This is a genomic window from Sulfitobacter sp. 1A12157 (assembly GCF_043557345.1).
In the GTDB taxonomy this organism is placed as follows: domain Bacteria; phylum Pseudomonadota; class Alphaproteobacteria; order Rhodobacterales; family Rhodobacteraceae; genus Sulfitobacter.
In genome coordinates, this window is sequence record NZ_JBIFFV010000003.1 from 38406 (window position 1) to 62761 (window position 24356).

The following is a 24356-nucleotide window of genomic DNA, read 5'->3' on the forward strand; positions in this document are numbered from 1 at the left end:
CGCAAAAAGTTAAAAGTCGCGGTTGCGATAGGCGTCGAGCGCGCGCTCCCGCCCTTCCGACAGATCGACGATCGGATCGGGGTAGCCGTCCTCCGGGCTCAGCCCCCAATGGCGCGGGATCGCGTCGAAATAGGCCAGCGCCTCCCCACTCGGTTTCGCGCGGCCCTCGGCAATCCAACGGCGGGTGTATTCGCGCCCCTTGTCGAACCGATCAAGCTGGGTCTCGGGGTTGAAAATGCGAAAGAACGGCGTCGCATCGGGGCCGGAGCCCGCAGCCCATTGCCAGCCCATCGCGTTATTGGCCGGATCCCAGTCGATCAGATGTTCTTCGAACCACTTCTGCCCGATCCGCCAATGACACATCAGGTGCTTGGTCAGATAGCTTGCCACGATCATGCGGCCCCGGTTGTGCATCCGGCCCGTGACCTGCAATTCGCGCATGGCCGCGTCGACGAAGGGCACGCCGGTGCGCCCCTGTTTCCACGCCAGCACCTCGGCGCGGCGCGCGTCCTCATTCCACGGGAAAGCCTGCCATTCCTCACGCCAGTTTTGGTCGAGGATGCGCGGGGTGTGGTACATCAGGTGATAGGCAAACTCGCGCCAGCCGAGTTCCTTGAGGAAGGTCTCAGCCCCGCGCTTGCCCTCCTGCATCGCCCGCCGGCCCGCGTGCCAGCACTGGGCCGGGCTGATCTCACCCAGCGACAGGTTTTCCGACAGAGCCGAGGTGCCATCTTCGCCCGGCAGGTCGCGGCTTTCGTCGTAGCCTTCGACGATATGGGCCATGAAAGAACCAAGCCGCGCCTGTGCCGCAGCCTCCCCCAGCCGGACATAGGGGCGCACCACGTCGCGCCCACGCTGCATCTCGGCGTCCATTTGCCAATCGTCGAGGGCGGCGCTCTCGGGCCAGCTTTGCGGGGCTGGGATATCGCTTGGGGTGGCCAAGGGGGCCGCCACATCGCGGCCCCGGACCGCCTTCCAATAGGGGGTGAAGACTTTGTAAAAACCGCCGGTCTTGGTCTCAACCGTCCAAGGCTCGAACATCAGATGCCCGGCAAAGCTGCAGGCCTCGAGCCCATCGTCCTTCAGCGCTTCTTTGACCTGCGTATCCCGGTCAATGGCGGCGGGATCGTAAAGGCGGCTCCAATAGACCGCCCCCGCGCCGGTTGCCTCGATCACCTCGCGCAGCACCTCAAGCGCGTCGCCGCGACGCAGGATCAGGCGGCTGCCCTTCTCGGCCAGGGTTTCCCCAAGGCAGCCCAGGGCCAGGCCGAGGCGGAACTTCGGGGCTGCGCCCAAAGCCTCTGATTGCGCATCGTGGATGAATAGCGGGATAACCGGACGGCCCGTCTTGCAGGCCGCCGACAGGGCGGGATGGTCGCTCAGCCGCAGATCGCGGCGGAACCACATGATAATCGGGGAATTGTCGCTCACGTTCGGGGTCTTGCTCCTGCACCTGTCCCGCAACATAGCGCCCCTGCGCCCGGGTCAAGGGTCAGAGCAGATCATCCAGCGCGTTCAGCAGTTTATCCATCTCCTCCTGCGTGGTGTAATGGGTAAAGCTGAGCCGGAGCACGCCTTTGGCCTCATCCACCCCCATCGCATCAAGCGCCCGGCCCGCGTAGAATGTGCCGCCCCCTGCCATGATGCCGCGTGCGGCCAGTGCCTGCGCCATCTCGCCCCCCGGTCGATCAAGCGCCAATGCCACCGTGGGCGCGCGGGTTGCCGCATCGGTGGGGCCGATGACCCGCACCGAGTTGCGCGCCGCCATGGCATCCAGCAGCGGTTGCAACAGAGCCGTCTCATGGGCGCGCATCGCATCATGCACGGCGACACCGCGCTCCGTGGCCCCGGCAGTGCCGCCGATATGGTGGGCGTGGAAGGCGTCGATATAGTCCGCCATGCCCGCGCTGGCTGCGATCTGCGCGTGATCCGGCCCGGCGGGGGTGAAACGTTTGTAAAGCACGTCCCCGTTAAAGTGATGCGCTTGGTTCGGCAGCAGTTCGGCCAGCGCCCGGCGGATGACCATGACACCCTGATGCGGCCCAAAGGTTTTGTAGGCGGAAAAGAGGTAGATATCCGGCCCCAGCCCCCCAACATCGGCAAAGCCATGCGGTGCATAGGACACGCCATCGACGCAGACGAAAGCACCGGCGGCATGGGCCAGCGCCGTGATCTCGGTCACCGGGTTGATCTCGCCCACCACGTTTGAGGAATGCGGGAAGCAGACCAGCCGGACATTCTCGTCCAAGAGGTCTTCGAGTTTGGCGGGGTCGAGGTGCCCGGTCTCAGGATCGATCTGCCATTCGCGGATCTCGATCCCCCGCGCGGCGAGCCTGCGCCACGGGCCGGTATTGGCCTCATGGTCCTGATTGGTCACGACGATCGCCTCACCGGGCTGCATCATCTGACCAAAAGCCTGTGCCAGCACATAGGTATTCTGCGTGGTGGATGGGCCAAAGCTTAGCTCTTCCGGGGTCACGCCAAGGATCGCGGCCATGCGGGTGCGGGCCTCGTCCATCTCCTCCCCGCCTAGCCGGCTGGCCTCATAGGCGCCATAGGGCTGCACCTTTCGCTGGGTGTAAAAGCGATGCAGCCGGTCGATCACTTGGCGGCAGGTATAAGACCCGCCGGCGTTCTCAAAGAAAGCCTGCCCCTGAAGGCTCGGCTCGGCGAAGGCGGGAAATTGGGCGCGGACCCATTCGGAATCAATATGCATGGCGCGAAGGTTGACCGCAGCGCGGCCAAGGTCAAGCGTGCAAAAAAAACGGCGACCCCATGGGGCCGCCGTCATCATTGTCTTAAAGGCTGTGCAGGTTAACGAATTTTACGCTCGTCCTGCAGGCCACGGAAGATGCAGAAGCACATGAAGAGCAGCAGCAGCGTGAACAGCAAGCCGGTGGAGATCACCATGGATTGCAGCGCCGCCAAACCGCCGCCGATCAACAGCGCGATGGCCACGGCACCCTCAAAGATGCACCAGAACACCCGCTGCGGCACCGGCGCGTCGACCTTGCCGCCCGCCGTGATCGTGTCGATCACAAGCGACCCGGAGTCCGACGATGTGACGAAGAACACCACCACCAGCACGATGCCGATGAAGGAGGTGATCGAAGCCAGCGGCAGCGCGTCGAGCATTTTGAACAGCTGCAATGGCAGGCCCGCATCTTGCGCCGCGGTGTAGCCGTCGTTCAGCACCTGATGGATCGCGGTGCCGCCAAAGATCGACATCCAGAGCACACAGACCAGCGAGGGGATCAGCAGCACGCAGATCACGAATTCCCGCACGGTGCGGCCCCGGCTGACGCGGGCGATGAACATGCCGACGAAGGGTGACCAGCTGATCCACCACGCCCAGTAGAAGGCCGTCCAGCCCTGGGAGAAGTTCACGTCTTCACGGCCAAACGGGTTCGCCAGCGCGGGCAGATATTCGATATAGGCCACCAGCGAGTCCCAGAAGAAGGACAGCAGGAAGACCGTCGGCCCGACAAAGAGCGTGAACAGCGCCAGCAAGGCGGCCAGCCCCATGTTGATCTCGCTCAGCACCTTCACACCGCCATCGAGGCCGCGCAGAACCGAGACCAGCGCCACGGCGGTGATCAGGGAAATCAGCACGATCTCGGAGGTGGTGCCAATCGGAACGCCGAACAATTCGTTCAGACCTGCGTTCGCCTGCGTGGCACCCAGCCCGAGCGACGTCGCCAGACCAAAGAGCGTGGCGAAAACCGCGATGGTGTCGATGATATGCCCGGGCCAGCCCCAAACACGTTCACCCAGAACCGGATAAAAGGCCGAGCGGATCGTCAGCGGCAGACCTTTGTTGTAGGTGAACAGCGCCAGCGCCAGCGCGACGATGGCGTAGATCGCCCAAGGGTGCAGACCCCAGTGATAGATCGTCGCCGCCATGCCAAGGCGCAGCGAAGCGGCTTCGTCACCCGTGGCGGCACCCAAGGGGGCCCAGTCGGTGCGTAAACCGTTCTCTGTCGTGATCTCGCCCATGGAGGTCGAGAAATGGGTCAAGGGCTCGGACACGCCGTAGAACATCAGGCCGATGCCCATGCCCGCAGCGAAAAGCATCGCGAACCAGCCCAGATAGGTGTAATCCGCCACTGCTTCGTTGCCGCCAAGGCGGACATTGCCAAAGGGCGTCACGATCAGCAATAGCGCGAAGATCACCACCAGGTCGGCAGAGCCGATCAGGAACCAGTCAAAGTTTTTGGTGGTAAAATTGAACATGGCCGAGAAGATCGCGGCGGCCTGCTCTGGCAATGCGATAGTGTAGAAAACGAAGATCACGACCGCGAGCCCCGAAATCAGAAAAACCGGGTTGTGAATATCTAGCCCGAACGGCCCGATCTGCCGTTCGATATTGTCCTGACCGATCTCGTAATCGGTGTCGATGACATCCGCCTTGCCCTCAGGCTCGGGGATGCCGTGCGAATTGGTATCGCTCATTATCTGTTCCCTCTTTGATGACAGATTGCCGCGCAGAACGCGGCGTTCTGTTTTTTTCATCCGTGCGCAACAGGATAGGGGCTTGCGGCCATTGGGCAAGCCATTGTGGCCAAACCCCCTTGGAAACTTGGCTAAAACGACCGTTTCGGTATCTGTTGCGACGTAAGTTTGGGGGGACTACCCTGTCCCGAGCGCGGCTGCAATCGCATCGGCCTGTTCGCGAATCCGGTCCATATCCCCTTGAACACCGGGCGGGCGCAGCTTGTCGCCCTCATGCCGGGGCAGGATGTGGTAATGGAGGTGAAAGACCTCTTGCCCGGCCGCGGCCTCGTTGAACTGTTGCACGGTGATGCCATCGGCGCCAAAGGCGCGCAGGCAGGCTTTGGCGACTTTCTGAACCGTCGCCAGACAATCCGCCAATTGCGCGGGGCTGGCGTCGAGCATATTGCGGCAGGGCGACTTGGGGATCACCAGACAATGCCCCTCGGCGCGGGGCATGATGTCCATGAAGCAATAGGTCTTGTCGTCTTCATAGACCTTGAAGCTGGGGATCTCTTTGCGCAGGATCTTGGCAAAGATATTGTCGTCGTCATAGCTGGCCATCATGCTCTCCTTCTGGCGGTCGGGGCGGCGCGGACCATTAACCACACCGCCCCGCGCCGAGGCAATATCAAGCGTTTACGTCGACGACCACCCGGCCCTTGACCTGCCCCTTCAGGATGTCCGCCCCCAGTTGCGGCAGATCGCTGAGCCCTGCGGGCTGGACCATTGCCTCCAGCTTGTCCATCGGCAGATCCTTGGCCACCCGCTTCCAAGCACGCAGACGGTTGTCATAAGGCTGCATCACGCTGTCGATGCCCAAGAGGTTCACGCCGCGCAGCAGGAAGGGGATCACCGTGGCAGGCAGGGCCGCACCGCCCGCAAGGCCCACGGCCGCCACGCTCGCCCCGTACTCCATCTGACCCAGCACGCGGGCCAGCATCGCGCCGCCCACGGCATCGACGCATCCGCCCCATGTCTCACCCTCAAGGGGGCGCTTGACCGTCTCGTTGATCTCGTCCCGCGCAACAATCCGGGCCGCCCCGAGGCTTTTGAGGTACTCCTCGGTCTCGGGCCGCCCGGTGACCGCCGCCACCTCATAGCCGAGGTTGGCAAGGATCGCTGTGGCGACCGAGCCGACGCCCCCCGCGGCACCTGTGACCAGAACCGGGCCTTTTTTGATGCCGTGGTCTTCCAGCGCCATGACGGCCAGCATCGCGGTGAAACCCGCCGTGCCCACGGCCATCGCTTGGCGTGTGTCCAGCCCTTCGGGCAGCGGCACCAGCCAATCGGCCTTGACCCGCGCCTTTTGCGCATAGCCGCCCCAATGCGCCTCGCCCACGCGCCAACCGGTCAACACCACCTTGTCGCCGGGTTTGTAACGGTCGTCATTCGAGGCCTCGACCGTGCCGGCGAAGTCGATGCCCGGCACATGCGGATAGTTGCGGACCAAGCCACCCCCCGGTCCGATGCACAGCCCGTCTTTGTAGTTCACGGTGGAATATTCCACCGCAACCGTCACCTCGGCCTCGGGCAGCTGGTCTTCGGTGATCTGGGTGACCTCGGCATGAGTCTTGCCTTCGTCATCCTTGTTTACAATCAGCGCATTAAAGCTCATCTTTCATCTCCTTTTCAGGTTTCATTCGACCGGGCCTCAGGCCCAGAAACTGTCCCGTACGGTCACGTCACGCGCACCATCGGGGGTGCGCGCCTGCAACCGCGTGCCCGGATCCCAATGGGTCATCCGCACCATGCCGATGGCGACATTCACGCCAAAGTCGGGGGACCAAACCGCCGAGGTCACCTGCCCCACGGGTTTGTCGCCCGCCATCAAGGGCCAGACACGATCACAAAGCGGCACCGGATCGCCTGCGATCTCTAGGGGACGTATCTGTTGCACCGGCCCCTCTTTCGCCACCCGCAGCAGCGCGTCTCTGCCGATACATCCCATCGCCGCCTGCGTGTCGCAGAGCTTGCCAAGACCGCATTCATGGGGCGTGTTGTCGTCGGTCATGTCATTGCCATAGCTCAACAATCCGCCCTCGATCCGCTCGATCAGGTTCGGACAGCCCGCCCGCACATCCAGATCGCGGCCCGCCTCAAAAAGCGCCTCCCAAAGCGGCATCGCGATATCGGCCCCCTCGGTATAAATCTCAAAGCCGCCCTGTTTGGAGTAGCCCGAGCGCGCGATATTCATGGCGCGGCCTTGAAACTGAAATTCCCCGAAGCGGAAGAACTTCACCGCGCGCACCGCCGCGCCAAAGACGCGTTCCATCAGGTCTTCGGCTTTCGGCCCCTGCACCGCCAGCAGGTTCACATCCGGCTCATCGACCAATACGTCAAGATGATATCCGTTGCATATCCCCTTGGCCCATAACAACAAATCGCTATCGGCGATGGAAATCCACCAACGATCCTCGGCCAGTTTCACCGCCACCGGATCGTTAAGCATACCACCCGTCTCATCCACGATCGGTACATAGACACAGCGCCCCGGTGCCACATCGCGCAGATCACGCGGCGTCAGCATCTGCATGAGCCGCGACGCGTCCGGCCCGCGCAGCTCGACCTGCCTTTCGCAAGCCACGTCCCAGACTTGCACGGCTTTCTTCAAGTGATGATAATCCGCCTCGGTACTCTCGAACACGGTGGGCAGGAGCATCCGGTTGTAGACCGTATAGGCTTTCACCCCCGCCGCCTCGACCCCGGCAGAGAATGGCGTGCGCCTGATCCGGCGCGAGGGAGAGAGTTCGGCCATCAGCCCTCCTCCGGCAAGAAGATGAAATCAGTCACCGGCGCATCACTTCCGGCGCTGGTGAGCATGGCGTGCACTTGGCCGCGGTGGTGGGTTTGGTGGTTGAAGAAATGCACCACACATCCCGCCATTGGCTTGGAAACATCGCGTTGCAAGATGCCGGAATGCCACGTTAAATCGCGGTCTAGAATCGACTGGTCCAACCCCGACGCCCAGTGAGAAATAGCAAGGTCGCATTGCCCTCGCGCCAAAACCCAAGCGTCGCCGGAGGGGCAAAGCTCGGTGTCTTTGCCTTCCGGCTTTGCCGCGGCAGGGTCGAACCGCGACAGCCAGAGTTGATCGCACCACAGAAGATGGTTCAGCGTGCCGAGGATGGAGCCGAAGAACGCCCCGCGATCCTGTGTTAACGTTGCCTCATCCAAAGCCTGAACGACGCTCGACAACTGACTGTTCTGCCATGCACTATAGCGCGCCATTTCCTTGACATAGGCGGGGGTGATCACCGCGCCCCCTGCCAATCAATCGCGCAGACTTCAGCCGATTTGCCACCGAAATCCCAGACCCGGCCATAGTCGCGGACCTTGGATTTCACGCCGCGCGCAGCGACGATGTTCGGCCCCATCCAGTATTTCGAGTTGGTGATCGTCACCGGCTCCCCCGGCTCGGCACCGGCCAGCATCTCGATCTCGCCGTTGATCTTGCGGCCAATGTTGATGACCCGGCGGTTGCCGTCGCGAATGATCTCGACCGGGGCGCGTTCGGCGCCGATGATCTCGCTCACCAACATGGTGAACAACCCCGTGGTGCCGCCCGCAGCGCCCGAGAAGATTTGCAGCAACCCGTCATAGGCCGCCTCGCTCGCGCGATCGTCCACATAGGCGGCGACTTTCCAATTCCCTTCGCCCATGCGGCCCGGGATATCGACCAACAGCCCTACGTTGAGACCGGCCAAGTCCTCCCCCTCGAAATGGCCTTCGTCGATCACGATGCCCATCCACGCATGGCAGTGACCTTCGGTTGGCAGATGCGCGCCAAGGCTGACCACGCAGGGGCAGAAGACATCGCAAGAGCAGTTCAGGAATAGCTCGCCCTTGATCGCCCAATCGGCGGGTGTCATCTCTCTGTTTGGCATATCATCCTCCTGTGATCATGGGCCAACCCGCCACGACACCTGCGCCGAGGACCAAGGCGAAACCCATTGGTTTTGTTACGTAATGCCCAATCTGTGGCAGTTTTTCGATGACCATGAAAAGCGTGGCGAGCCCCATCCAAGCAAGGTTCATCACCCCGCCGGCAAAGCCCAGCAACATAAAGCCCCAGCAGCAGCCCGCGCAAAAGGCACCGAGGCCCAGCCCCATGCGAAAGCCGCCCGCGGCACCGGGGCGCCAGTGGCCCATGAAATACATCATCGGAGAGTGGCAGACGCCGTGGCAAATCTCCTTGGCGCGGGTGAATTGGAAGAGCCCAACAGTCAAAAGCAGCGCCGCTGCCGTCCAGCGCGATTTTGCGATGCCGAGCATGTCGATGACGCCGCCGTGCAACAGCAACAGTTGCAAACCCGCGATCCCCGCCGCGAAGATCACCCAGACCGCGAGGTAACCTGCGAACACCGCCAGCCAGCCCACGCGCGTGCCATTGGCCGAGGTCATAAGATCTTCGTAAGCGCGCAGCGTCGGCACCATGGTCGGGACCATCATCGCCGCCATCATCGCGCCCCACATCACGAACAGCGGAAAGAAACGCGCCATGGGCATATACATATCCATGCCCGGATCCATCTGCCGCATCCGTTGGCCCATGGCCCCGGGGCGGCCCAGCAGATCGAGATCCATCTGCATCGCCATGCTGTACATCATCCACCAAGCGGCGAGGATCAGGGCGAAAAAGCCCAGCCATAATGTTGATCGTACCATCCCGGCCATCGCCGCCCTCCCCTGCGTGCTCTTGTAGATTTAATGTCAGACAATTAAAGTCCTCGCAAACATTAATTGTAAGACATATGAAAATCGACCCAAGCAATCCCGCCGATCTATCGGCCCAGATCGCGACGGCTATCCGCGACGCCATCATCGGCGGACATCTTATTGTCGACCAGCGCCTGCCCTCCGAGGCGGAGTTGGCTGAACAGTTTGAAGTTTCCCGCCCCACGGTGCGCGAGGCGCTCAAGCGGCTGGCCGCGCAATCGCTGATCCGCACGCAGCGCGGGGCCACGGGGGGTGCTTTCGTCAACCGGCTGAGCTTTCCGGACGCCTATGCGCAGCAGATCACCACTTCGACCCTGCTGCTGTCCATGAACGCGGTGAGTTTTGAGACCGCATGCGAGGCGCGCTTTGCCTTGGAGCGTGCCTGCGCCCCGCTTTCGGCAGAACGCCGGACGGCGGATCACCTTGCCACCATGCGCGCGGAAATTCACCGTCAGGCGCAGCCGGGGCTGACCGATAAGGCCTTCTGCGCCTCCGACGTGGCATTTCACCGGGCGCTGGTCGATGGTGCGGGCAATCCGGTACTGAGCTATCAACTGGCGGGCGCGGTCGAGGCGATGCAGCCCCTGATGAATATGATCACCTTCACCGCGCGGGATCGCGCACGGATCGTGGCCCTGCATCAAGAGATCGCGGATGCGGCAGAGGCGCATGACGGCAAAGCGGTGACAGCAGGTTTGACGGCGCTGGAGGCTGAGACCCAACAGCTTGCCCAAAGCGTGTTCGCCGCACGCGCGGCGCGGAATGCCGAAACTGCGGGCCGAAGCTAGTAGGTTCGATGATATAAAACAAAGAGATGCGCGCTTCTCCTGACGTGACAAATTCGCCGCATCCCACCCCTTGCAATTCGCCCATGGCGGCCCTACTTTAATCCTGTCCTTCGGGACTATGGACATAAACGCGCTCGTAATAAGCGGTTCGGACCCGGGGGCGGTACCCGGCGGCTCCACCAAACATCCTTCATTTGGGGATCATGGGGCCGAAATAGGATCGACGAACGTCTAAAGGGGTTGCTTTGTCTCGGTGAGATACCACCGTTATCGGTTCAAACTGTACAATTGCAAATGACAATCGTGCTCCAGTTGCGATGGCCGCGTAAGCGGTTTCAGCGACTGAAATCTTAAGTCCTTAGGCCTTGCAGCTTAAGGCGGGGTTCGCAGGTACCTGGCAACAGAAACCTGCACTTTTCCCTTCAGTTTCATAACAGTTAGACTGCACTTTTGCCTTAACTTGACCGCGCTTTTCTCTGGCCCTATCCGTGACGAAACGAAGCCGTGGTGGCTTCGATGACGCAGGATGGCCCCGATGACCCCGCCCAATTGGCCCGATATGTTTCGCGTGTTTGGCCGGATCGGGGTGATGTCCTTCGGCGGCCCTGCAGCCCAGATCGCCGTGATGCACCGCGAGTTGGTCGAGCATCGCCCGTGGCTGACCGAGCAGACTTACCTGCGGGCCCTTTCGCTCTGTATGCTGTTGCCCGGGCCCGAGGCGATGCAGCTGGCGACCTATGCAGGCTGGCGCCTGCGCGGGGTTGCGGGCGGGCTGCTCGGCGGGTTGCTTTTCGTTGTGCCGGGGGCGGTATTCATCGCGACCCTTGCGCTGTTATACGCATGGTACGGGCAGATGCCCTTGGTCCAAACGGCCTTTCAGGGCATCAAGGCCGCTGTCATTATCGTGGTATTCCAAGCGCTTCTGAAGGTTTCTTCAAAAGCGCTGCACGGGCGGCTCGGCTGGGCGCTGGCATTTGGCTCTTTCATCGCGCTTTTCGTGCTGGGCCTGCCGTTTCCACTGATCATTCTGGTGGCCGGGGTCATTGGGATGCTGAGCCGAAGCCCGACGTCCGAGACCGAAGTCGCCGACCTGCCGCCAGCGCATAGCCTGCGCACCCTGCTTATCTGGGGTGGTCTCTGGTCCGCGCCGCTTCTGTTCCTTGTCTTCATCGGCGACGACTTTCTGCTGCAACTGGGGCTGTTCTTCTCCAAGCTGGCCGTCGTGACCTTTGGTGGGGCCTATGCGGTGCTGGCCTATATGACCCAGACCGTGGTGCAGGATTTCGGCTGGATCGAAACGGATCAGATGATCGACGCGCTTGGCCTGGCCGAGACGACGCCCGGCCCGCTGATCCTTGTGACGCAATTCGTAGGCATGTTGGCGGGCTTTGCGCAAAGCGGCCCCGCGGGGGCGATGGCCGCCGGGCTGCTGGCGCTCTGGGTCACTTTCACGCCCTGTTTTCTGTGGATTTTCCTTGCTGGCCCGTATCTTGAGGCGCTCTCTCAACAGCCGCGCATTGCAGGCGCGCTGCGGGCGATCACGGCGGCAGTGGTGGGTGTTATCGCCAATCTCTCGGTCTGGTTCGCGCTGCATGTGCTGTTTGACCGGGTCGGCGCTGACGGCCCGCTCGCCCTGCCCCTGCCCGTCTGGGACAGTTTTAATCCCATGGCCGCCGCGCTCACCCTCTTGGCTGCTGTGCTGATGCTGGCGCTCAAGCGTGGTTTTGTCATCACGATGGTCCTGCTCGCCACGCTGGCGCTGATCCTTCACGCGATTTAGCGCGGCACCCCCTTTCACTCGCCCCTGAATGGGGTATGCTTACCCCTGCCCATCGCCCGGACCGGAGAGAAGAATGAGCCGCAGCATTGATTACGGCAACCTGATGCACGAAGCCATGCGGGGCCTGATCCGCAGGGTTTTGCAAGACGTATCGGACAAGGGTCTGCCGGGGAATCACCATTTCTTCATCACCTTCGACACCTCCCATCCGGACGCGGAATTGGCCGATTGGCTATCCGACCGCTATCCCGATGAGATGACCGTGGTGATGCAGCATTGGTACGACGGCCTTGATGTGGGTGAAGACGGTTTCGCCATCACGCTGAATTTCGGCGATGCGCCAGAGCCGCTTTATATCCCTTACGACGCGATCCGCACCTTCGTGGACCCTTCGGTTGAGTTCGGCCTACGGTTCGAACAGCAAGAGACCGAAGAGGATGACGCGGCGGAAGACGAGGCCACGCTCGACCAGACGGATGAGGCAGAGTTGGAAGTCGCGGAAGAGCCGGTCAAAGACGCCGAGATCGTCTCGCTCGATTCCTTTCGGAAGTAGCGGCGGAATGGCCGTTAGCGCCATCCCCGCATTGCGCAGCGCGTAAGGCGCAGGTACACCGCTGGACAACGATAAGTCACAGCAGGAGCCGCAGAATGGCCGATACCCGCACCGAAACCGACAGCTTTGGTCCGCTTGAAGTCCCCGCCGATAAATACTGGGGCGCGCAGACGCAGCGTTCGATCATGAACTTCCCGATTGGCTGGGAAAAGCAGCCCATCGCCATTGTGCGCGCGCTCGGCGTGATCAAGAAAGCCTGCGCGCAGGCGAATGTGGCGCAGGGCTCGCTGGACGAGGAACGCGGTCGCGCAATCATCCAGGCCGCTGGTGAAGTGTTTGAGGGCAAGTTCGACGACAATTTCCCGCTGGTCGTTTGGCAGACCGGTTCCGGCACCCAATCGAACATGAACGCCAATGAGGTCATCGCCAACCGCGCGATCGAGATTATGGGCGGCACCATCGGCTCGAAAGAGCCGGTGCACCCGAACGATCACTGCAACATGGGCCAGTCGTCGAACGACACCTTCCCCACCGCCATGCATATCGCCACCGCGATGACCGCGCGTGACGTGCTGCTGCCGGGACTGGAGAAGCTGCACGGCGCGCTTCAAAAGAAGGTCGAGGAGTTCGACGGCATCATCAAGATTGGCCGCACCCATACGCAGGACGCGACCCCGCTGACGCTGTCTCAGGAATTCTCGGGCTATACCCATCAGGTCGCCATGGGCATCGCCCGCGTCCGCGACGCGCTTGGTCGTATCTATGAGCTGGCACAGGGCGGCACTGCCGTGGGCACCGGGCTGAACACCAAACAGGGCTGGGCCGAGACCGTGGCACATAACATGGCCGAGATCACCGGCCTGCCCTTCGTCACCGCAGCCAACAAGTTCGAGGCGCTGGCCGCCCATGATGCGATGGTCGAGATCTCTGGCGCGCTCAAGACCGTGTCGGCCTCGCTCTTCAAGATCGCCAATGACATCCGCCTTCTGGGCTCCGGCCCGCGCTGCGGTCTGGGCGAATTGATCCTGCCCGAGAATGAGCCGGGCTCTTCGATCATGCCAGGCAAGGTGAACCCGACCCAGTGTGAGGCGCTGACGCAGGTCTGTATCCATGTTATGGGCAATGATGCCGCCGTGGGTTTCGCCGGGTCGCAGGGGCATTTCGAGCTTAATGTCTACAAGCCGATGATGGCCTATAACGTGCTGCAATCCATGCAGCTTCTGGGCGATGCGGCCTCGGCCTTTACCGACAATCTGGTGAATGGCCTCAAGGCCGATGCGGACCGGATCGAGAAGCTGATGCGCGAGTCGCTGATGCTGGTCACCGCGCTAGCCCCTGAGATCGGTTATGACAATGCCACCAAGGTCGCCAAGACCGCGCATAAGAACGGCACCACTCTGAAGGAGGAGGCGATTGCCTTGGGCTTTGTCGATGCCGAGACATTCGAGCGTGTGGTGCGCCCTGAGAACATGATCGGCCCGAAATGAGCCAGCCCATCAACCTGAACAAGGCGAGAAAGGCACGCGATCTTGCGGTCCGCCGCGCTCAGGCGGATGAGAATGCGCTGCGCTTTGGCCGCAGCAAAGCCGAGAAAGAGGCGGCGCGCAAAAGCGCCGCCCAAGCCAAGGCGACGCTCGACGCGCATAAGCGCGAAACATGAGCACCCGGCCCCGCAAACATTCGGTGACCCTAAGGGGCCACCGGACATCAATCTCCCTCGAAGACGAATTTTGGGAAGAGTTCCGCGCCATTGCCGCGGCGCGTGGGCTGCCGATCAACGCGCTGGTGGCTGAGATCGACGCGGCCCGCGGGCTGCACATCGGGCTGGCCGGGGCGATCCGCTTGTTTGTGCTGCGGTCGTTAAAGGAACGTTTACCAAAAGCGGATTAGCGTCGGGCCATGACTTTGGCCTCTCCCCTTTCGCCACAGGCGTGGCTTCACAGCCTCTTTGCCTCGCGCGCCGCGATCAACGGTCAAGTGATCCGGCGCAAAGCGCGAGATATCGAGAAATTCGTCGGACGCCGGGCATTCGAAGCGGAATTGCAACGCCGCGGCTATCAAGCGGTTGAGAACGCCGGACAGGTCATCATATTTTGCAATCGTGAACCCATCCGGCGGATCGTGTAGCCGTTTTCTTTAAAAGAAAACGGCTTCGGAATTTTTAAAAAATTCCGCTTAGCAAATTGAGGCTTGGTAAATTTTGTCGATGTTCTGCCCTAGCGCCGTGTTGAACTCCGCGTCCGTCATCTTGACGTTCAGCCCTTCGGTCAAAGCGCGGGAGAAGCTGGCGATCATGGTCCGGTTCTTGCCCAGCCGTTCGCAGGCTTCCGCCGTGGAATAGCCGCCCGACAGCGCCACGACGCGCAGCACATTGGCATGTTCGGCCAGATCGTCATAGAGACCGGCCTTTTCGGGGATCGTCAGTTTCAGCATCACCATCTCGCCTTCGGGCAGCGCCTTCAGGTGTTTCGCGATCTCTCCGTGCAGAATCTCTTCGGCCTCGGCCTTGCTCTCGGAATTGATGTTCACCTCAGGCTCGATGATCGGCACGAGGCCGGCGGCGCAGACCTGTTTGGCCAGTTCGAACTGCTGTGCCACCACGGCGGCGATGCCGCTCTCGTTGGCATCGTGGATGACTGATCGCTCCTTGGTGCCGAAGATGCCATTCTTCACCGCGCGGGCCAGCAGATCGTCGATCTCCATGATCGGCTTCATCATCTGCACACCGATGTTGGTCTCTTCCAGACCCTTGTCGATCTTCAGGAAAGGCACCACGCCCCGGTCTTCCCAGAGCAGCTGCGCGACCGGTTTGCCGTTGATCGTGTCATCCATCGTGCGCTCGAAAAGGATCGCGCCGATCACTTTCTCAGAGGTGAAATCATCGGCCAGAATGATCCGCGCGCGCATGTCGTGGACAGCTTTGAACATCTCTTCGTCGCCGTTGTAATCCGACGGTTCCACGCCATAGAGGCTCAGCGCCTTGGGGGTGGAGCCACCCGATTGATCAAGCGCCGCGATGAAGCCCTTGCCGCTGTTCATTTGCTCAAGTTGCGCCTTGTCGTAGCCCATATCACCCAGATCCTATTTTGATTCCGTTCGCAGCGTTTCTAATTGAAACGCAAAGCCGATGATAGCAGCTAGCGTCTTGATAGCGCTAACCAAATGCCCTTATCTGATCGGACGGTCAAATGTGCGACAGGCACCGGCACCCGGCCCGGCTGGGCCGTCACGCGGAAGTCGCGCAGGATGCGCGACAGGATCAGCGGCCCCTCGACCATGGCAAAGCCCGCCCCCGTGCAGACCCGCGGCCCGGCTGAGAATGGGATGAAAGCCTCGCGTTGGCACTGTTTGCCATTCTCGGTCTGCCAGCGGGTCGGGTCAAAGCCGTCGGGGTTGTCCCACAGCCGTTCGTGGCGGTGCAGATGCCACGGGCTGAGCACCAGTTGCGCGCCCTGTTTCACCTCTCGGTCACGGAAGCGTTCGGGGCAGCGGTTCTCCCGCACCATCATCGGGACCGGCGGGTAGAGGCGCAGCGTTTCGCGAAAGACATCGCGGCTGAGCTTGAGTTTCGACATCACCGCGAAGTCGCAGGTCTCAAGCGCCTGCGCCTCTTCCGCCAAACGCTCTTGCCACGCGGGATGGGTCGCCATCAAATACAGCGCCCAAGCAAGGGCCGAAGCGCTGGTCTCATGCCCCGCAAGAAAGAAAATCGCGACCTGATCGACCATCTCTTCGGTGTCGAAGCGCTCTGAGGTTTCGGGATCAGCTTGGGTCATGATCTTGGTCGCAAGATCGTCGGGCGCGGTGCCGGCCTCGATCTGCGCCATGCGCGCGCGGGTCAGATCGGTGATCAGCGTCCTGATCCGCGCCGCACTGGCCCGCGTGTCGCGGCGAAACAGGCGCGGCATCCAGCGCGGCAGCGGCAAGAGCGCCCCGAGGTTCAGGATCGGCTGGCTGCGTTGATAATTGCGAAACTCGTCAAAGACCGCCCGGGCGACTTGATGTTCGATCGGCAGGGAAAACAGCGTGCGAAAAATCACATCGGCGGCGGCGTGGCTGGTCTCGGCTTCGATCTCGATGACCTGCCCTGCCTTGGGCGCCAGCCTCGCCGCAGCGGCTTCAGCCGCGCCCCACATGGCCGGGAAAGTCTCTCGCAGCCGCCCGCCCTCGAAGGCCGGGTCGATGATGCGGCGCTGGCGTTTCCATGTCTCGCCATTGGTCAGAAAGACAGAGTTGCCCAAGAGGGGGCGCAGCCCCTCGCCGATGCGGTCGGACTTGGGGAAATCTTCGGGTCGGTCCTTCAACACGGTTTTGACCAGCTCGGGCTGGTTCATCAGGTAGCTGCGAAAGAAGGGCGTTTTAAACTCTGCCATCCACGCCCGGTAGAGCCGCGCGGGCTGGGCCGAGAGGATGTCGGCGCGAAACAGTTTGGCATAGCGCCAGAGCGACACCCGGTCGGGCCGCGCGGGGGGTTTGGGCGGATGGCTCATGCGGCGACAGAGGTGTATTTGCTGACGGCGTAGTCGATGCGCGATTTCGACGCCGGCCGCCCGTCATAGCGCGCGGCGAGTGTGCGCGGCCCGGCGGTGATCTGGAAATAATCGTAGTCGCGCGGTCGGTCAAAGGCGCAGAGATACTGGAAATGCAGCCGGAAGAAGCGCCAGCGGAGCGCCTTCCACCGCGCGGGACTGAGGGTTTGCGTAAAGGCGGCGGAGAAGACCAGCGGCCAGCGTTTCCCTTCGGGCGCCACACCGGAGACCGACACCGGATCGCACAGCGCAAAGGCGCAGCCATCGCCCGGGGCGGTGACATCCACCCAAGCCAATTCATCACGTGCCGAGAGATAGCGCAGATCGCCGCGCAACCGCTCGGCCCGGGGCAGGAAAGACACCATTGGCACCACCTGCCCCAGCGTGAGGAAACCCAGAGCAGGTCCGCCTTCGGCCACCTTGCCCGACCGGATCAGATCGGCCAGTACCGAAACCCCCAGATGCGCGCCCGAGGAATGGCCGACGACCAAGACCTCGTCGACATCATCAGTCAGCGCAGCGGCGATGGCATCGGCAAAGGTGGCCATTCGGGCCTCAAGCTGCGGCGGATTCGCGCCCTTGGTGGCGGCGGAATAGGCGTAGTCATGCATGAGGTAATAGGCGAAAAACTTGCCGTCCTTCCTTTTGAACCAGCGCAGCAGGGCAACGCCCAACCCCATGCCCAAAGCCGCGAAGGCGAGCCGTGCGGCCCAATGATCGCTGAGCACCGCAAGCGCGGCATAGGCCAACAGGCCAAGGACCAGCGCCAGCAGCGCCTGCGCGATCAACATGCCAACGGGGTAAAGTGCGGCGATCACCGGCCCCTTGCGCAGCCGCATCAGCCGCCAAAGCGCGCCCGACCCGATGTAGACCCAAGCGGTGCGCAGCAATTGCCAATAGGTCGCGGGGATCGAACTGCTCATGCTTTGGCGCACGATGTCGGACCAGACCAGCACCTCGACCTGCGCGGTCACCCGCTGCCCGTCGATCTCAGCATCCACCTGCCAGCCGTAATTGCCGCGGCCCGCCTTCGGCTTCAGCCCGATCTCATAGCCCGAGATTGCTGCCTGCGCAGCGCCCTCCTTGCGGTAAAGCTCTCGGTAGCGGCGCGGGTGAATCGGATCGTAGCCGGGGATGTAGAACACCCGGCGCCTTTTCACCGTCTTTGCCTGCGCTGTGTTTGCCATGCCCGCCCTCTTCTTCGGCATAGTCTAGCCGTCATTCGGGGCGAGAATAAGGCTTAACCCACGGTTGCGAGGATCGGGAAGGTTTCGAGCAACCAGAAGGAGAAGGCCGTGAAGGCACCGGTAAGCAGAGCCAGCCCGACGAGCACGAGAAGCCCCCCCATAATCCGTTCGATCAGCTTCATATGCGGTTTGATGCGGTTCATCAGCGTTATCGCGCGGGTGATGAACATCGCAGCCAGCAGGAACGGAATCCCCAGCCCTGCCGCATAGACGCCCAGCAAGAGCGTCCCGCGCGAGACGGAAGCCTCACTCGCCGCGAGCGACAGGATCGCGCCAAGCTGTGGGCCGATGCAGGGCGTCCAGCCAAAGGCGAAGGCCAGCCCCAGAACATAGGCGCCAAAGCTGGAACCGCCCTTGTCGCCCGCATCCAACCGCGCTTCTTGATCCAGAAAGGGAATGCGGAAAAGGCCGATGAAATGCAGGCCGAAGACAATGATCACCACGCCGGAAATCTTGGCGAAAAGCGCCTGATTCTGGAGAAAGAACATCCCGAATGCCGAGGCGGTGAAACCCAAGAGCACGAAAACGGTGCTCAGCCCCAGCACGAAAAACAGCGCCGCCACCACGGCGCGGCGCCGCGCGCTGGATTGGCTCGACATGTCATTGATCGACACGCCCCCCATATAGGCCAGATAGGGCGGCACGATGGGCAGTACGCAGGGCGACAGGAAACTGAAAATCCCGGCGACAAGGGCGATGGTCATGGCCGGCAGGATCCCGGCGTCGATGAGGCTTACTTCAAACATGACCAACTCCTAGACCGACATGGCCCCGGCGTCACCTGTCATATTGTCACAAGATCGTGGACCTCGGGACCGGCTTGGCTTAACTGAGCTTATGAAGATCGAAAAACTGGATGCCACGGGGCTTCTCTGCCCCCTGCCCGTGCTGAAGGCACGCAAACGACTGACGGCGCTTGCGCCGGGCGATCAGCTTCACATGACGGCGGATGACCCCGCCGCCGTGATCGACGTGCCGCATTTCTGTGCCGAGGCGGGCCATCAGCTGACCGAAACCCGGACCGAGGGCGCGGCAGAGCTTTACATCATCACCAAGGGCGGCTGAACGGGCGCATTCGCGCCGTCTTTCTTACCCTATGCCAAAACTGAAAACGGCGGGCCTGAAAGCCCGCCGTTTTCTTTGTCTAAAGCGTCTTAGCTGCCCAGTGACCACCAGCCGCGCCGTTTGGGCTTGGGCTTTTCAGTGGGCTGCTCTTCAACCTTTTCCGCGACCGGCTCAGGAGCGGCTTCGGCAGCGGGAGCCTCGGCCTCGACTGGTTGAGGCGCGGGTTCGGGCTGCGGCTCAGGTTGAGGCGCTTCCGCGACAGGCGCCGCCGTCTCCGGTGACGGAGCCGCGATGGGCGCCTCGCCCGGCAGGGCTTCGGCCATCGCATCGGGCGTGGCTTCGGCCACCGGCTCGACCGGCTTGGCCTTGGCGCGGCTGCGGCGCTTAGGCTTCGGCGCGGGCTCTTCCTCGGTTGCCACGGCGTCTGCGCTTACGGTCTCTTCCGCTGCGTCGGCTGCGGGTTTCTTGGTCCGACGGCTGCGCTTGGCCTTCGGCTTGGGCGTCTCCTCCCCTTCGGCTTCGGCGCTGACTTTCGGTGCTTCGCCTTCTGCGGCGGCAAGAGCTTCGGGCGCGGGTTCCGCTTCGGGGGCGACTTCGGCCTTGGGCTTGCGCGAGCGGCTGCGGGATTTCGGCTTGGGCTTCTCCTCGGCAGGCGCGGCTTCCGCTTCGGCCTGCGGGGCTTCCGCTTCTACCGGCGCGGTTTTCTCGCCCTCGTCCGATTTCGCCTCGTCCTGCTGCTGAGCACCGTTTTGATCCTCTGCACCGTTCTGCTGATCGCCATTGCCGTTGCGGCCACGGCCACCCCGGCTGCGGCGACGGCGGCGGCGGCGCTTGGATTTGCCCTCACCCTCTTCACCATTGCCATTGCCGTTCCCGTTGTCTGAGGGGCTGGCATCCTGTGCGGCGGGAACCTCTTCGGCCTCGGCGGCGCTCTCATCCTCGTCGATTTGATCCATCAGGGAGGTATCGACCGAGACGACGTGATCCGAGACGGGCGGCACGGTGCGCGTGGCCGTCTTGAACTTCTCGATCTGGAAGTCGGGGCTCACCAGCGAGGGATCACCTTCGATCCGCACCGACATGCCGTAGCGCATTTCGATATGGGCGATATGCTCGCGTTTTTGGTTCATCAGGAAGTTGGCGATGCCCACGGGCGCGCGCACCAGCACCTCGCGCGAGCGGCGGCGGGTGCCTTCTTCTTCGATCTGGCGGATGATCGACAGGGCGAGGTTATCGTCCGAGCGCACGAGGCCGGTGCCGTGGCAGGCGTGGCAAGGCTGGGTCGTCGCCTCGATCATGCCTGGGCGCAGACGTTGGCGCGACATTTCCATCAGGCCGAAGCCCGAGATGCGGCCCACTTGAATCCGCGCCCGGTCGGTCTTGAGGCGGTCCTTCATGCGCTTTTCGACGGCGGCGTTGTTCTTGCGCTCGTCCATGTCGATGAAGTCGATCACGATAAGCCCGGCAAGGTCACGCAGACGCAGCTGTCGTGCGACCTCATCGGCGGCTTCAAGGTTGGTCTTGAGTGCGGTCTGTTCGATCGAGCCTTCCTTGGTGGCCCGGCCCGAGTTCACGTCGATCGCCACCAGCGCTTCGGTCACGCCGATCACGATATAGCCGCCCGAGGGCAGTTGCACCGTCGGGTTGAACATGCCCGAGAGGTAGCTTTCGACCTGGTAGCGGGCAAAGAGCGGCAGGCTTTCGTTGTAAAGCTTCACGTTCTTGGCGTGGGACGGCATGATCATCTTCATGAAGTCCTTGGCGATGCGGTAACCGCGCTCGCCCTCGACGTGGATCTCGTCGATCTCGCGGTTGTAGAGGTCGCGGATCGAGCGTTTGATCAGGTCACCTTCCTCGTAGATTTTGGCAGGCGCGATGGACTTCAGCGTCAACTCGCGGATCTGCTCCCAGAGACGCTGGAGGTATTCGTAATCGCGCTTGATCTCGGCCTTGGTGCGTTTCGCCCCGGCGGTGCGCACGATGAGTCCCGCACCTTTCGGCACCTCGATCTCGGTCGCGATTTCCTTGAGCTTCTTGCGGTCGGCGGCATTGGTGATCTTGCGGCTGATGCCACCGCCACGGGCAGTGTTGGGCATCAGCACGCAGTAACGACCGGCGAGGCTGAGGTAGGTGGTCAGCGCAGCACCCTTGTTCCCGCGCTCTTCCTTGACGACCTGCACCAGCAGGATTTGGCGGACCTTGATGACCTCTTGAATCTTGTAGCGGCGCGGGCGCGGTTTGCGCACGGGGCGGATGTCTTCGCTGTCGTCCTCATCGGCGACGGATTCGATGGAATCGTCCTTGGCGGCGGCATCGCTGCCTTTGTCGTCTTCGCCATCGGCCTCTTCGCCGTCGGTCTGAGCGTCATCCTTGGCGACAGTGTTGCCCGCTTTCGCCGCATCATCGGCATCCGCGGGGGCTGGGTCAGCGGCCTTGGCCGCGTCGTCGTTCGCGTCGCTCTCGGGCTCTTCAACCGGCGTCTCCGCGACCCGCTCCATGGGCGAGCTGCCCTCTTCGCTGTCGAGATCGACGGTTTCCATGCCCGCGATCTGATCGCTGCTGTCCTCGGCGACTTCGGCGGTGGCTACGGCATCGTCGCTGTTGGTCTCGGCGGCTTGGCTCTTCGACCGGCTGCGCGAGCGCGAGCGGGTCCGCTTGGGTTTTTCTTCCTCGTCGTCCTTGGCGGCCTGCGCTTCGGCATAGGCGCGCTCTTCTTCCAACAGCGCCTGACGGTCGGCCACGGGAATTTGATAGTAATCGGGGTGGATTTCCGAAAAAGCGAGGAAACCGTGACGGTTGCCGCCATAGTCGACAAAGGCCGCCTGAAGCGACGGTTCGACCCGTGTAACCTTGGCTAGATAGATATTGCCAGCAAGTTGGCGTTTGTTTTCCGATTCAAAATCGAATTCTTCGACCTTGTTTCCGTCCACGACCACGACCCGAGTTTCCTCGGCGTGGGTGGCATCGATAAGCATTTTCTTAGACATAGATCCATTATGCACAGCACCCGCGCACAAAAGGCCCCTGGCGGGGCTTCGGGCTGGGAGGTGTGACTTGTCAGGGCGATGGAGGACGCGGCAACAGCAGGGCCACCAAGGGCCCCCGACTGTCTGCTCTGAGCATCTGCGCGCGTCATCGCGGTTCTTCTCCGATGCGAGGGCTCTGCGGCCTCTCCCATCCATTAATTAGCTGTGCTTCGGTCGGGCTAACCCTCACGAATATCAGCGGTTCTTCGGCCGTTTCCGGCCCAATCGGTCTGCTGGCCCCCCGGCGTCGGGCGGGCACGGCAGCGAAACTGTCAAAAGTCACCCCACGCCGGTCGGGCGTTACGGGACTTATCCGGCTAGTTAAGGGCTTTACGGGGTGAAACACAATGGTCAATCGAATGAGCAACAGTCAAATGCGCTTTACCCCGGGTCGGTTGACAAGGCGCATGGGCTTGGAAACATTCAGACTGTCGCGGCAGCTACCGCTGGGCGACGCCATAGAATTGCCTTGCCGCCGCTGCGGCCCAGAGTTTCAAAGGACCGCTTTCATGCCTAAATTCCTGCGCCCCGCGCTTTGTCTGACCCTTCTGGGCCTCGCCGCCTGTGACGAGATCGCCGTGGCCGACGACCCCGCGGCGCTGGCGGAATTGCGCGGGCAGAAAAGCTGCGTCTCCGCGGTGGCCCAGCAAACCGGAGCGGCGGGGGTTGCGATCAACACCACCCGCCCGATCGTTGAGCTTTACCGCCATATCGTCGATGTACCCGGCGCGGCGAGCTGGTCTTGCATCACCGATCCGAATGGCAAAGCGGTTGAGATCGCAGAGCAGCGCAGCGGTTAAGCCGCGCTGCTTGTAGGGCGCGGTCAGAGGTAATCTGACCGCTGCAAACCGTATTTTGCCATCTTTTCATTCAAGGTCCGGCGCGGTAGGCAAAGCTCGTCCATCACGCTGGCGATTGAGCCCTTGTGGCGGCGCATGGTGTTGTCGATCAACATGCGCTCAAAGGCTTCGACATACTCCTTCAGCGGTTTGCCTTCGGTGGTCATCACCGGCTGCATCTCGTCATGGTCGCTCATCAACAGCGAGGCGATGGTGCCCGAGCCGCGGCGCGATTGCAGTACGGCGCGTTCAGCCACATTGATGAGTTGCCGCACGTTCCCGGGCCATGGCGCCTGCAACAGCTGTGCCGCCTCTTGCGCACTGACCTGAGGCGCTTCGCAACCGTATTCATCCGCAAATTGATCGCTCAACCGGGTGAAAAGCGTCAGAATATCCTCGCCGCGCTGGCGCAGGGGGGGCACGGTGATGCGGAGGGCCGCCAGACGATAAAACAGGTCCGAGCGCAGCGCATCTTCCGAGGTGCGCCCTGCCTCTTGCAGGTTCGAAATGGCGACGATCCGTGTCTCCGCCGGGGTGCCCTGCTCGTTGATCGCGCTCAACAGGCGGGCTTGAAGCTGCTCGGACAGCGCCTCGATATCCTCCAAAACCAAGGTGCCACCGCGGGCCTCTTCGATGGCGGGCAGTTGCGCATCTTCGGGCTGCATCGGGCCGAACAGCCGTTTGGCCAGCGCCTCTTCCTCCAAAGCACCGCAGGAGACGAGCACGAATTTCTTGCCCGCCCGCGAGCCGACGGCGTGCAGCGCATGGGCAACCAAAGTCTTACCCGTCCCGGTTTCCCCGTCGATCAGCACATGACCATCGGCCTGCCCCAGATCCAGAATATCCTCGCGCAGGCGCTCCATCACCGGGGATTGGCCGATCAGCTTTTTCATCAACTGACCGCCATCCGACAATTCACGCCGCAGGGCGCGGTTGTCCATCACCAGCCGCCGCGCGTTGGTGGCCTTCTTGGCCAGTTCGCTCATCCGGTCGGGGTTGAAGGGTTTTTCGAGGAAGTCAAACGCGCCCACCCGCATCGCCTCCACCGCCATCGGCACGTCGCCATGGCCGGTTATCATAATGACCGGCAGGGCCGAGTCGCTGCCCATGAGCTTTTTCAGAAATTGCATCCCATCCATGCCCGGCATCTTGATGTCGGAGATGACGATGCCCGGATAGTCCGGCCCCAATGTCTTGAGCGCATCCTCGGCGCTGCCGAAAGTTTCCGTGTCATAGCCCGAGAGGGCCAGCCACTGGCTGATCGACTGCCGCATGTCCTGTTCGTCATCTACAATCGCGATTTTCATTGCCTGAGCCAT

23 protein-coding genes and 1 other RNA gene are annotated in these 24356 nt (G+C 62.2%); 9 read left to right on the forward strand and 15 right to left on the reverse strand.

Features of this window, described 5'->3' with window-relative positions; all coding sequences use genetic code 11:
- Positions 1-9: 9 nt before the first annotated feature.
- The 9 genes from ACGYLC_RS06775 to ACGYLC_RS06815 form a co-directional block, all read right to left on the reverse strand.
- Entirely contained in the window at positions 10-1431 is a 1422-nt protein-coding gene (locus tag ACGYLC_RS06775; RefSeq protein ID WP_394422275.1) for a cryptochrome/photolyase family protein, read from the reverse strand.
- A gap of 61 nt (positions 1432-1492) precedes the next feature.
- A complete protein-coding gene (locus tag ACGYLC_RS06780; protein ID WP_394422276.1) occupies positions 1493-2716 on the reverse strand; it encodes an aminotransferase class V-fold PLP-dependent enzyme in 1224 nt (407 codons plus the stop codon).
- A gap of 98 nt (positions 2717-2814) precedes the next feature.
- Complete coding sequence (locus ACGYLC_RS06785; protein WP_394422277.1) at positions 2815-4452, reverse strand: BCCT family transporter; 1638 nt, start codon at positions 4450-4452, stop codon at positions 2815-2817.
- Between the two features lie 177 nt (positions 4453-4629).
- A complete protein-coding gene (locus tag ACGYLC_RS06790; RefSeq protein WP_394422278.1) occupies positions 4630-5055 on the reverse strand; it encodes an HIT family protein in 426 nt (141 codons plus the stop codon).
- Between the two features lie 67 nt (positions 5056-5122).
- Positions 5123-6109 carry an acryloyl-CoA reductase gene (acuI, locus tag ACGYLC_RS06795; protein WP_394422279.1) on the reverse strand — a complete coding sequence of 329 codons (987 nt, stop codon included), beginning with the start codon at positions 6107-6109 and terminating at the stop codon, positions 5123-5125.
- A 36-nt stretch (positions 6110-6145) separates the two neighbouring features.
- Positions 6146-7249 (reverse strand): dimethylsulfoniopropionate demethylase, encoded by a 1104-nt coding sequence (locus ACGYLC_RS06800; RefSeq protein ID WP_394422280.1) that lies wholly within the window; start codon positions 7247-7249, stop codon positions 6146-6148.
- Positions 7249-7749, reverse strand: coding sequence for a DinB family protein (locus tag ACGYLC_RS06805; protein WP_394422281.1), 501 nt, complete (start codon positions 7747-7749; stop codon positions 7249-7251). Before ACGYLC_RS06805 ends, ACGYLC_RS06800 begins: the two co-directional genes overlap by 1 nt.
- Positions 7746-8378: a DUF1326 domain-containing protein gene (locus ACGYLC_RS06810; RefSeq protein WP_067266687.1), complete on the reverse strand. Its 633-nt coding sequence runs from the start codon at positions 8376-8378 to the stop codon at positions 7746-7748. The genes ACGYLC_RS06805 and ACGYLC_RS06810 overlap by 4 nt, the downstream gene beginning before the upstream one ends.
- Before the next feature lies 1 nt (position 8379).
- Entirely contained in the window at positions 8380-9168 is a 789-nt protein-coding gene (locus ACGYLC_RS06815; protein WP_394422282.1) for a DUF2182 domain-containing protein, read from the reverse strand.
- Between the two features lie 77 nt (positions 9169-9245).
- Between ACGYLC_RS06815 and ACGYLC_RS06820 the strand changes: the two genes are divergently transcribed.
- The 7 genes from ACGYLC_RS06820 (at position 9246) to ACGYLC_RS06850 (ending at position 14221) form a co-directional block, all read left to right on the forward strand.
- Positions 9246-9998, forward strand: a complete 753-nt coding sequence (locus ACGYLC_RS06820) for a FadR/GntR family transcriptional regulator (RefSeq protein WP_394422283.1) — start codon at positions 9246-9248, stop codon at positions 9996-9998.
- A gap of 66 nt (positions 9999-10064) precedes the next feature.
- Positions 10065-10413, forward strand: a transfer-messenger RNA (tmRNA) gene (gene ssrA / locus ACGYLC_RS06825).
- 120 nt (positions 10414-10533) lie between these two features.
- Positions 10534-11778, forward strand: coding sequence for a chromate efflux transporter (gene chrA / locus ACGYLC_RS06830; protein ID WP_394422284.1), 1245 nt, complete (start codon positions 10534-10536; stop codon positions 11776-11778).
- Positions 11779-11851: 73 nt separating this feature from the next.
- On the forward strand, positions 11852-12331 hold the full coding sequence (locus ACGYLC_RS06835) for an SspB family protein (protein ID WP_394403098.1): 480 nt from the start codon (positions 11852-11854) through the stop codon (positions 12329-12331).
- Between the two features lie 95 nt (positions 12332-12426).
- The gene (gene fumC / locus ACGYLC_RS06840; protein WP_394422285.1) at positions 12427-13818 is read left to right on the forward strand and encodes a class II fumarate hydratase; all 1392 of its coding nucleotides are present in this window, start codon (positions 12427-12429) and stop codon (positions 13816-13818) included.
- Positions 13815-13991 (forward strand): DUF4169 family protein, encoded by a 177-nt coding sequence (locus ACGYLC_RS06845; protein WP_394422286.1) that lies wholly within the window; start codon positions 13815-13817, stop codon positions 13989-13991. The genes fumC and ACGYLC_RS06845 overlap by 4 nt, the downstream gene beginning before the upstream one ends.
- The gene (locus ACGYLC_RS06850; RefSeq protein WP_394422287.1) at positions 13988-14221 is read left to right on the forward strand and encodes a ribbon-helix-helix domain-containing protein; all 234 of its coding nucleotides are present in this window, start codon (positions 13988-13990) and stop codon (positions 14219-14221) included. The genes ACGYLC_RS06845 and ACGYLC_RS06850 overlap by 4 nt, the downstream gene beginning before the upstream one ends.
- Before the next feature lie 285 nt (positions 14222-14506).
- On the opposite strand, the gene ACGYLC_RS06855 is transcribed toward ACGYLC_RS06850, so the two are convergent.
- The 4 genes from ACGYLC_RS06855 to ACGYLC_RS06870 form a co-directional block, all read right to left on the reverse strand.
- A complete protein-coding gene (locus ACGYLC_RS06855; RefSeq protein WP_394422288.1) occupies positions 14507-15400 on the reverse strand; it encodes a fructose bisphosphate aldolase in 894 nt (297 codons plus the stop codon).
- 68 nt (positions 15401-15468) lie between these two features.
- Positions 15469-16821 (reverse strand): cytochrome P450, encoded by a 1353-nt coding sequence (locus ACGYLC_RS06860; RefSeq protein ID WP_394422289.1) that lies wholly within the window; start codon positions 16819-16821, stop codon positions 15469-15471.
- Positions 16818-18047: a hypothetical protein gene (locus ACGYLC_RS06865; RefSeq protein WP_394422290.1), complete on the reverse strand. Its 1230-nt coding sequence runs from the start codon at positions 18045-18047 to the stop codon at positions 16818-16820. The genes ACGYLC_RS06860 and ACGYLC_RS06865 overlap by 4 nt, the downstream gene beginning before the upstream one ends.
- Before the next feature lie 53 nt (positions 18048-18100).
- The gene (locus ACGYLC_RS06870; protein ID WP_394422291.1) at positions 18101-18853 is read right to left on the reverse strand and encodes a cytochrome c biogenesis CcdA family protein; all 753 of its coding nucleotides are present in this window, start codon (positions 18851-18853) and stop codon (positions 18101-18103) included.
- A gap of 91 nt (positions 18854-18944) precedes the next feature.
- Between ACGYLC_RS06870 and ACGYLC_RS06875 the strand changes: the two genes are divergently transcribed.
- On the forward strand, positions 18945-19172 hold the full coding sequence (locus tag ACGYLC_RS06875; protein ID WP_394422292.1) for a sulfurtransferase TusA family protein: 228 nt from the start codon (positions 18945-18947) through the stop codon (positions 19170-19172).
- Between the two features lie 89 nt (positions 19173-19261).
- On the opposite strand, the gene ACGYLC_RS06880 is transcribed toward ACGYLC_RS06875, so the two are convergent.
- Complete coding sequence (locus ACGYLC_RS06880) at positions 19262-22159, reverse strand: Rne/Rng family ribonuclease (protein WP_394422293.1); 2898 nt, start codon at positions 22157-22159, stop codon at positions 19262-19264.
- A 548-nt stretch (positions 22160-22707) separates the two neighbouring features.
- Here ACGYLC_RS06880 and ACGYLC_RS06885 point away from each other — a divergent pair.
- On the forward strand, positions 22708-22998 hold the full coding sequence (locus ACGYLC_RS06885) for a hypothetical protein (protein WP_394403083.1): 291 nt from the start codon (positions 22708-22710) through the stop codon (positions 22996-22998).
- Positions 22999-23021: 23 nt separating this feature from the next.
- On the opposite strand, the gene ACGYLC_RS06890 is transcribed toward ACGYLC_RS06885, so the two are convergent.
- Positions 23022-24356: a sigma-54 dependent transcriptional regulator gene (locus tag ACGYLC_RS06890; protein WP_067266663.1), complete on the reverse strand. Its 1335-nt coding sequence runs from the start codon at positions 24354-24356 to the stop codon at positions 23022-23024.

Coding starts and splice junctions, on each gene's coding strand:
- ACGYLC_RS06810 (WP_067266687.1), bottom strand. CDS start 8,378: ATGCCAAACAGAGAGATGACACCCGCCGATTGGGCGATCAAGGGCGAG.
- ACGYLC_RS06870 (WP_394422291.1), bottom strand. CDS start 18,853: ATGTTTGAAGTAAGCCTCATCGACGCCGGGATCCTGCCGGCCATGACC.
- ACGYLC_RS06845 (WP_394422286.1), top strand. CDS start 13,815: ATGAGCCAGCCCATCAACCTGAACAAGGCGAGAAAGGCACGCGATCTT.
- ACGYLC_RS06860 (WP_394422289.1), bottom strand. CDS start 16,821: ATGAGCCATCCGCCCAAACCCCCCGCGCGGCCCGACCGGGTGTCGCTC.
- ACGYLC_RS06835 (WP_394403098.1), top strand. CDS start 11,852: ATGAGCCGCAGCATTGATTACGGCAACCTGATGCACGAAGCCATGCGG.
- ACGYLC_RS06815 (WP_394422282.1), bottom strand. CDS start 9,168: ATGGCCGGGATGGTACGATCAACATTATGGCTGGGCTTTTTCGCCCTG.
- ACGYLC_RS06865 (WP_394422290.1), bottom strand. CDS start 18,047: ATGGCAAACACAGCGCAGGCAAAGACGGTGAAAAGGCGCCGGGTGTTC.
- ACGYLC_RS06790 (WP_394422278.1), bottom strand. CDS start 5,055: ATGGCCAGCTATGACGACGACAATATCTTTGCCAAGATCCTGCGCAAA.
- chrA (WP_394422284.1), top strand. CDS start 10,534: ATGACCCCGCCCAATTGGCCCGATATGTTTCGCGTGTTTGGCCGGATC.
- ACGYLC_RS06780 (WP_394422276.1), bottom strand. CDS start 2,716: ATGCATATTGATTCCGAATGGGTCCGCGCCCAATTTCCCGCCTTCGCC.
- ACGYLC_RS06785 (WP_394422277.1), bottom strand. CDS start 4,452: ATGAGCGATACCAATTCGCACGGCATCCCCGAGCCTGAGGGCAAGGCG.
- ACGYLC_RS06875 (WP_394422292.1), top strand. CDS start 18,945: ATGAAGATCGAAAAACTGGATGCCACGGGGCTTCTCTGCCCCCTGCCC.
- acuI (WP_394422279.1), bottom strand. CDS start 6,109: ATGAGCTTTAATGCGCTGATTGTAAACAAGGATGACGAAGGCAAGACT.
- ACGYLC_RS06890 (WP_067266663.1), bottom strand. CDS start 24,356: ATGGCTCAGGCAATGAAAATCGCGATTGTAGATGACGAACAGGACATG.
- ACGYLC_RS06885 (WP_394403083.1), top strand. CDS start 22,708: ATGCCTAAATTCCTGCGCCCCGCGCTTTGTCTGACCCTTCTGGGCCTC.
- ACGYLC_RS06800 (WP_394422280.1), bottom strand. CDS start 7,249: ATGGCCGAACTCTCTCCCTCGCGCCGGATCAGGCGCACGCCATTCTCT.
- ACGYLC_RS06855 (WP_394422288.1), bottom strand. CDS start 15,400: ATGGGCTACGACAAGGCGCAACTTGAGCAAATGAACAGCGGCAAGGGC.
- fumC (WP_394422285.1), top strand. CDS start 12,427: ATGGCCGATACCCGCACCGAAACCGACAGCTTTGGTCCGCTTGAAGTC.
- ACGYLC_RS06850 (WP_394422287.1), top strand. CDS start 13,988: ATGAGCACCCGGCCCCGCAAACATTCGGTGACCCTAAGGGGCCACCGG.
- ACGYLC_RS06820 (WP_394422283.1), top strand. CDS start 9,246: ATGAAAATCGACCCAAGCAATCCCGCCGATCTATCGGCCCAGATCGCG.
- ACGYLC_RS06880 (WP_394422293.1), bottom strand. CDS start 22,159: ATGTCTAAGAAAATGCTTATCGATGCCACCCACGCCGAGGAAACTCGG.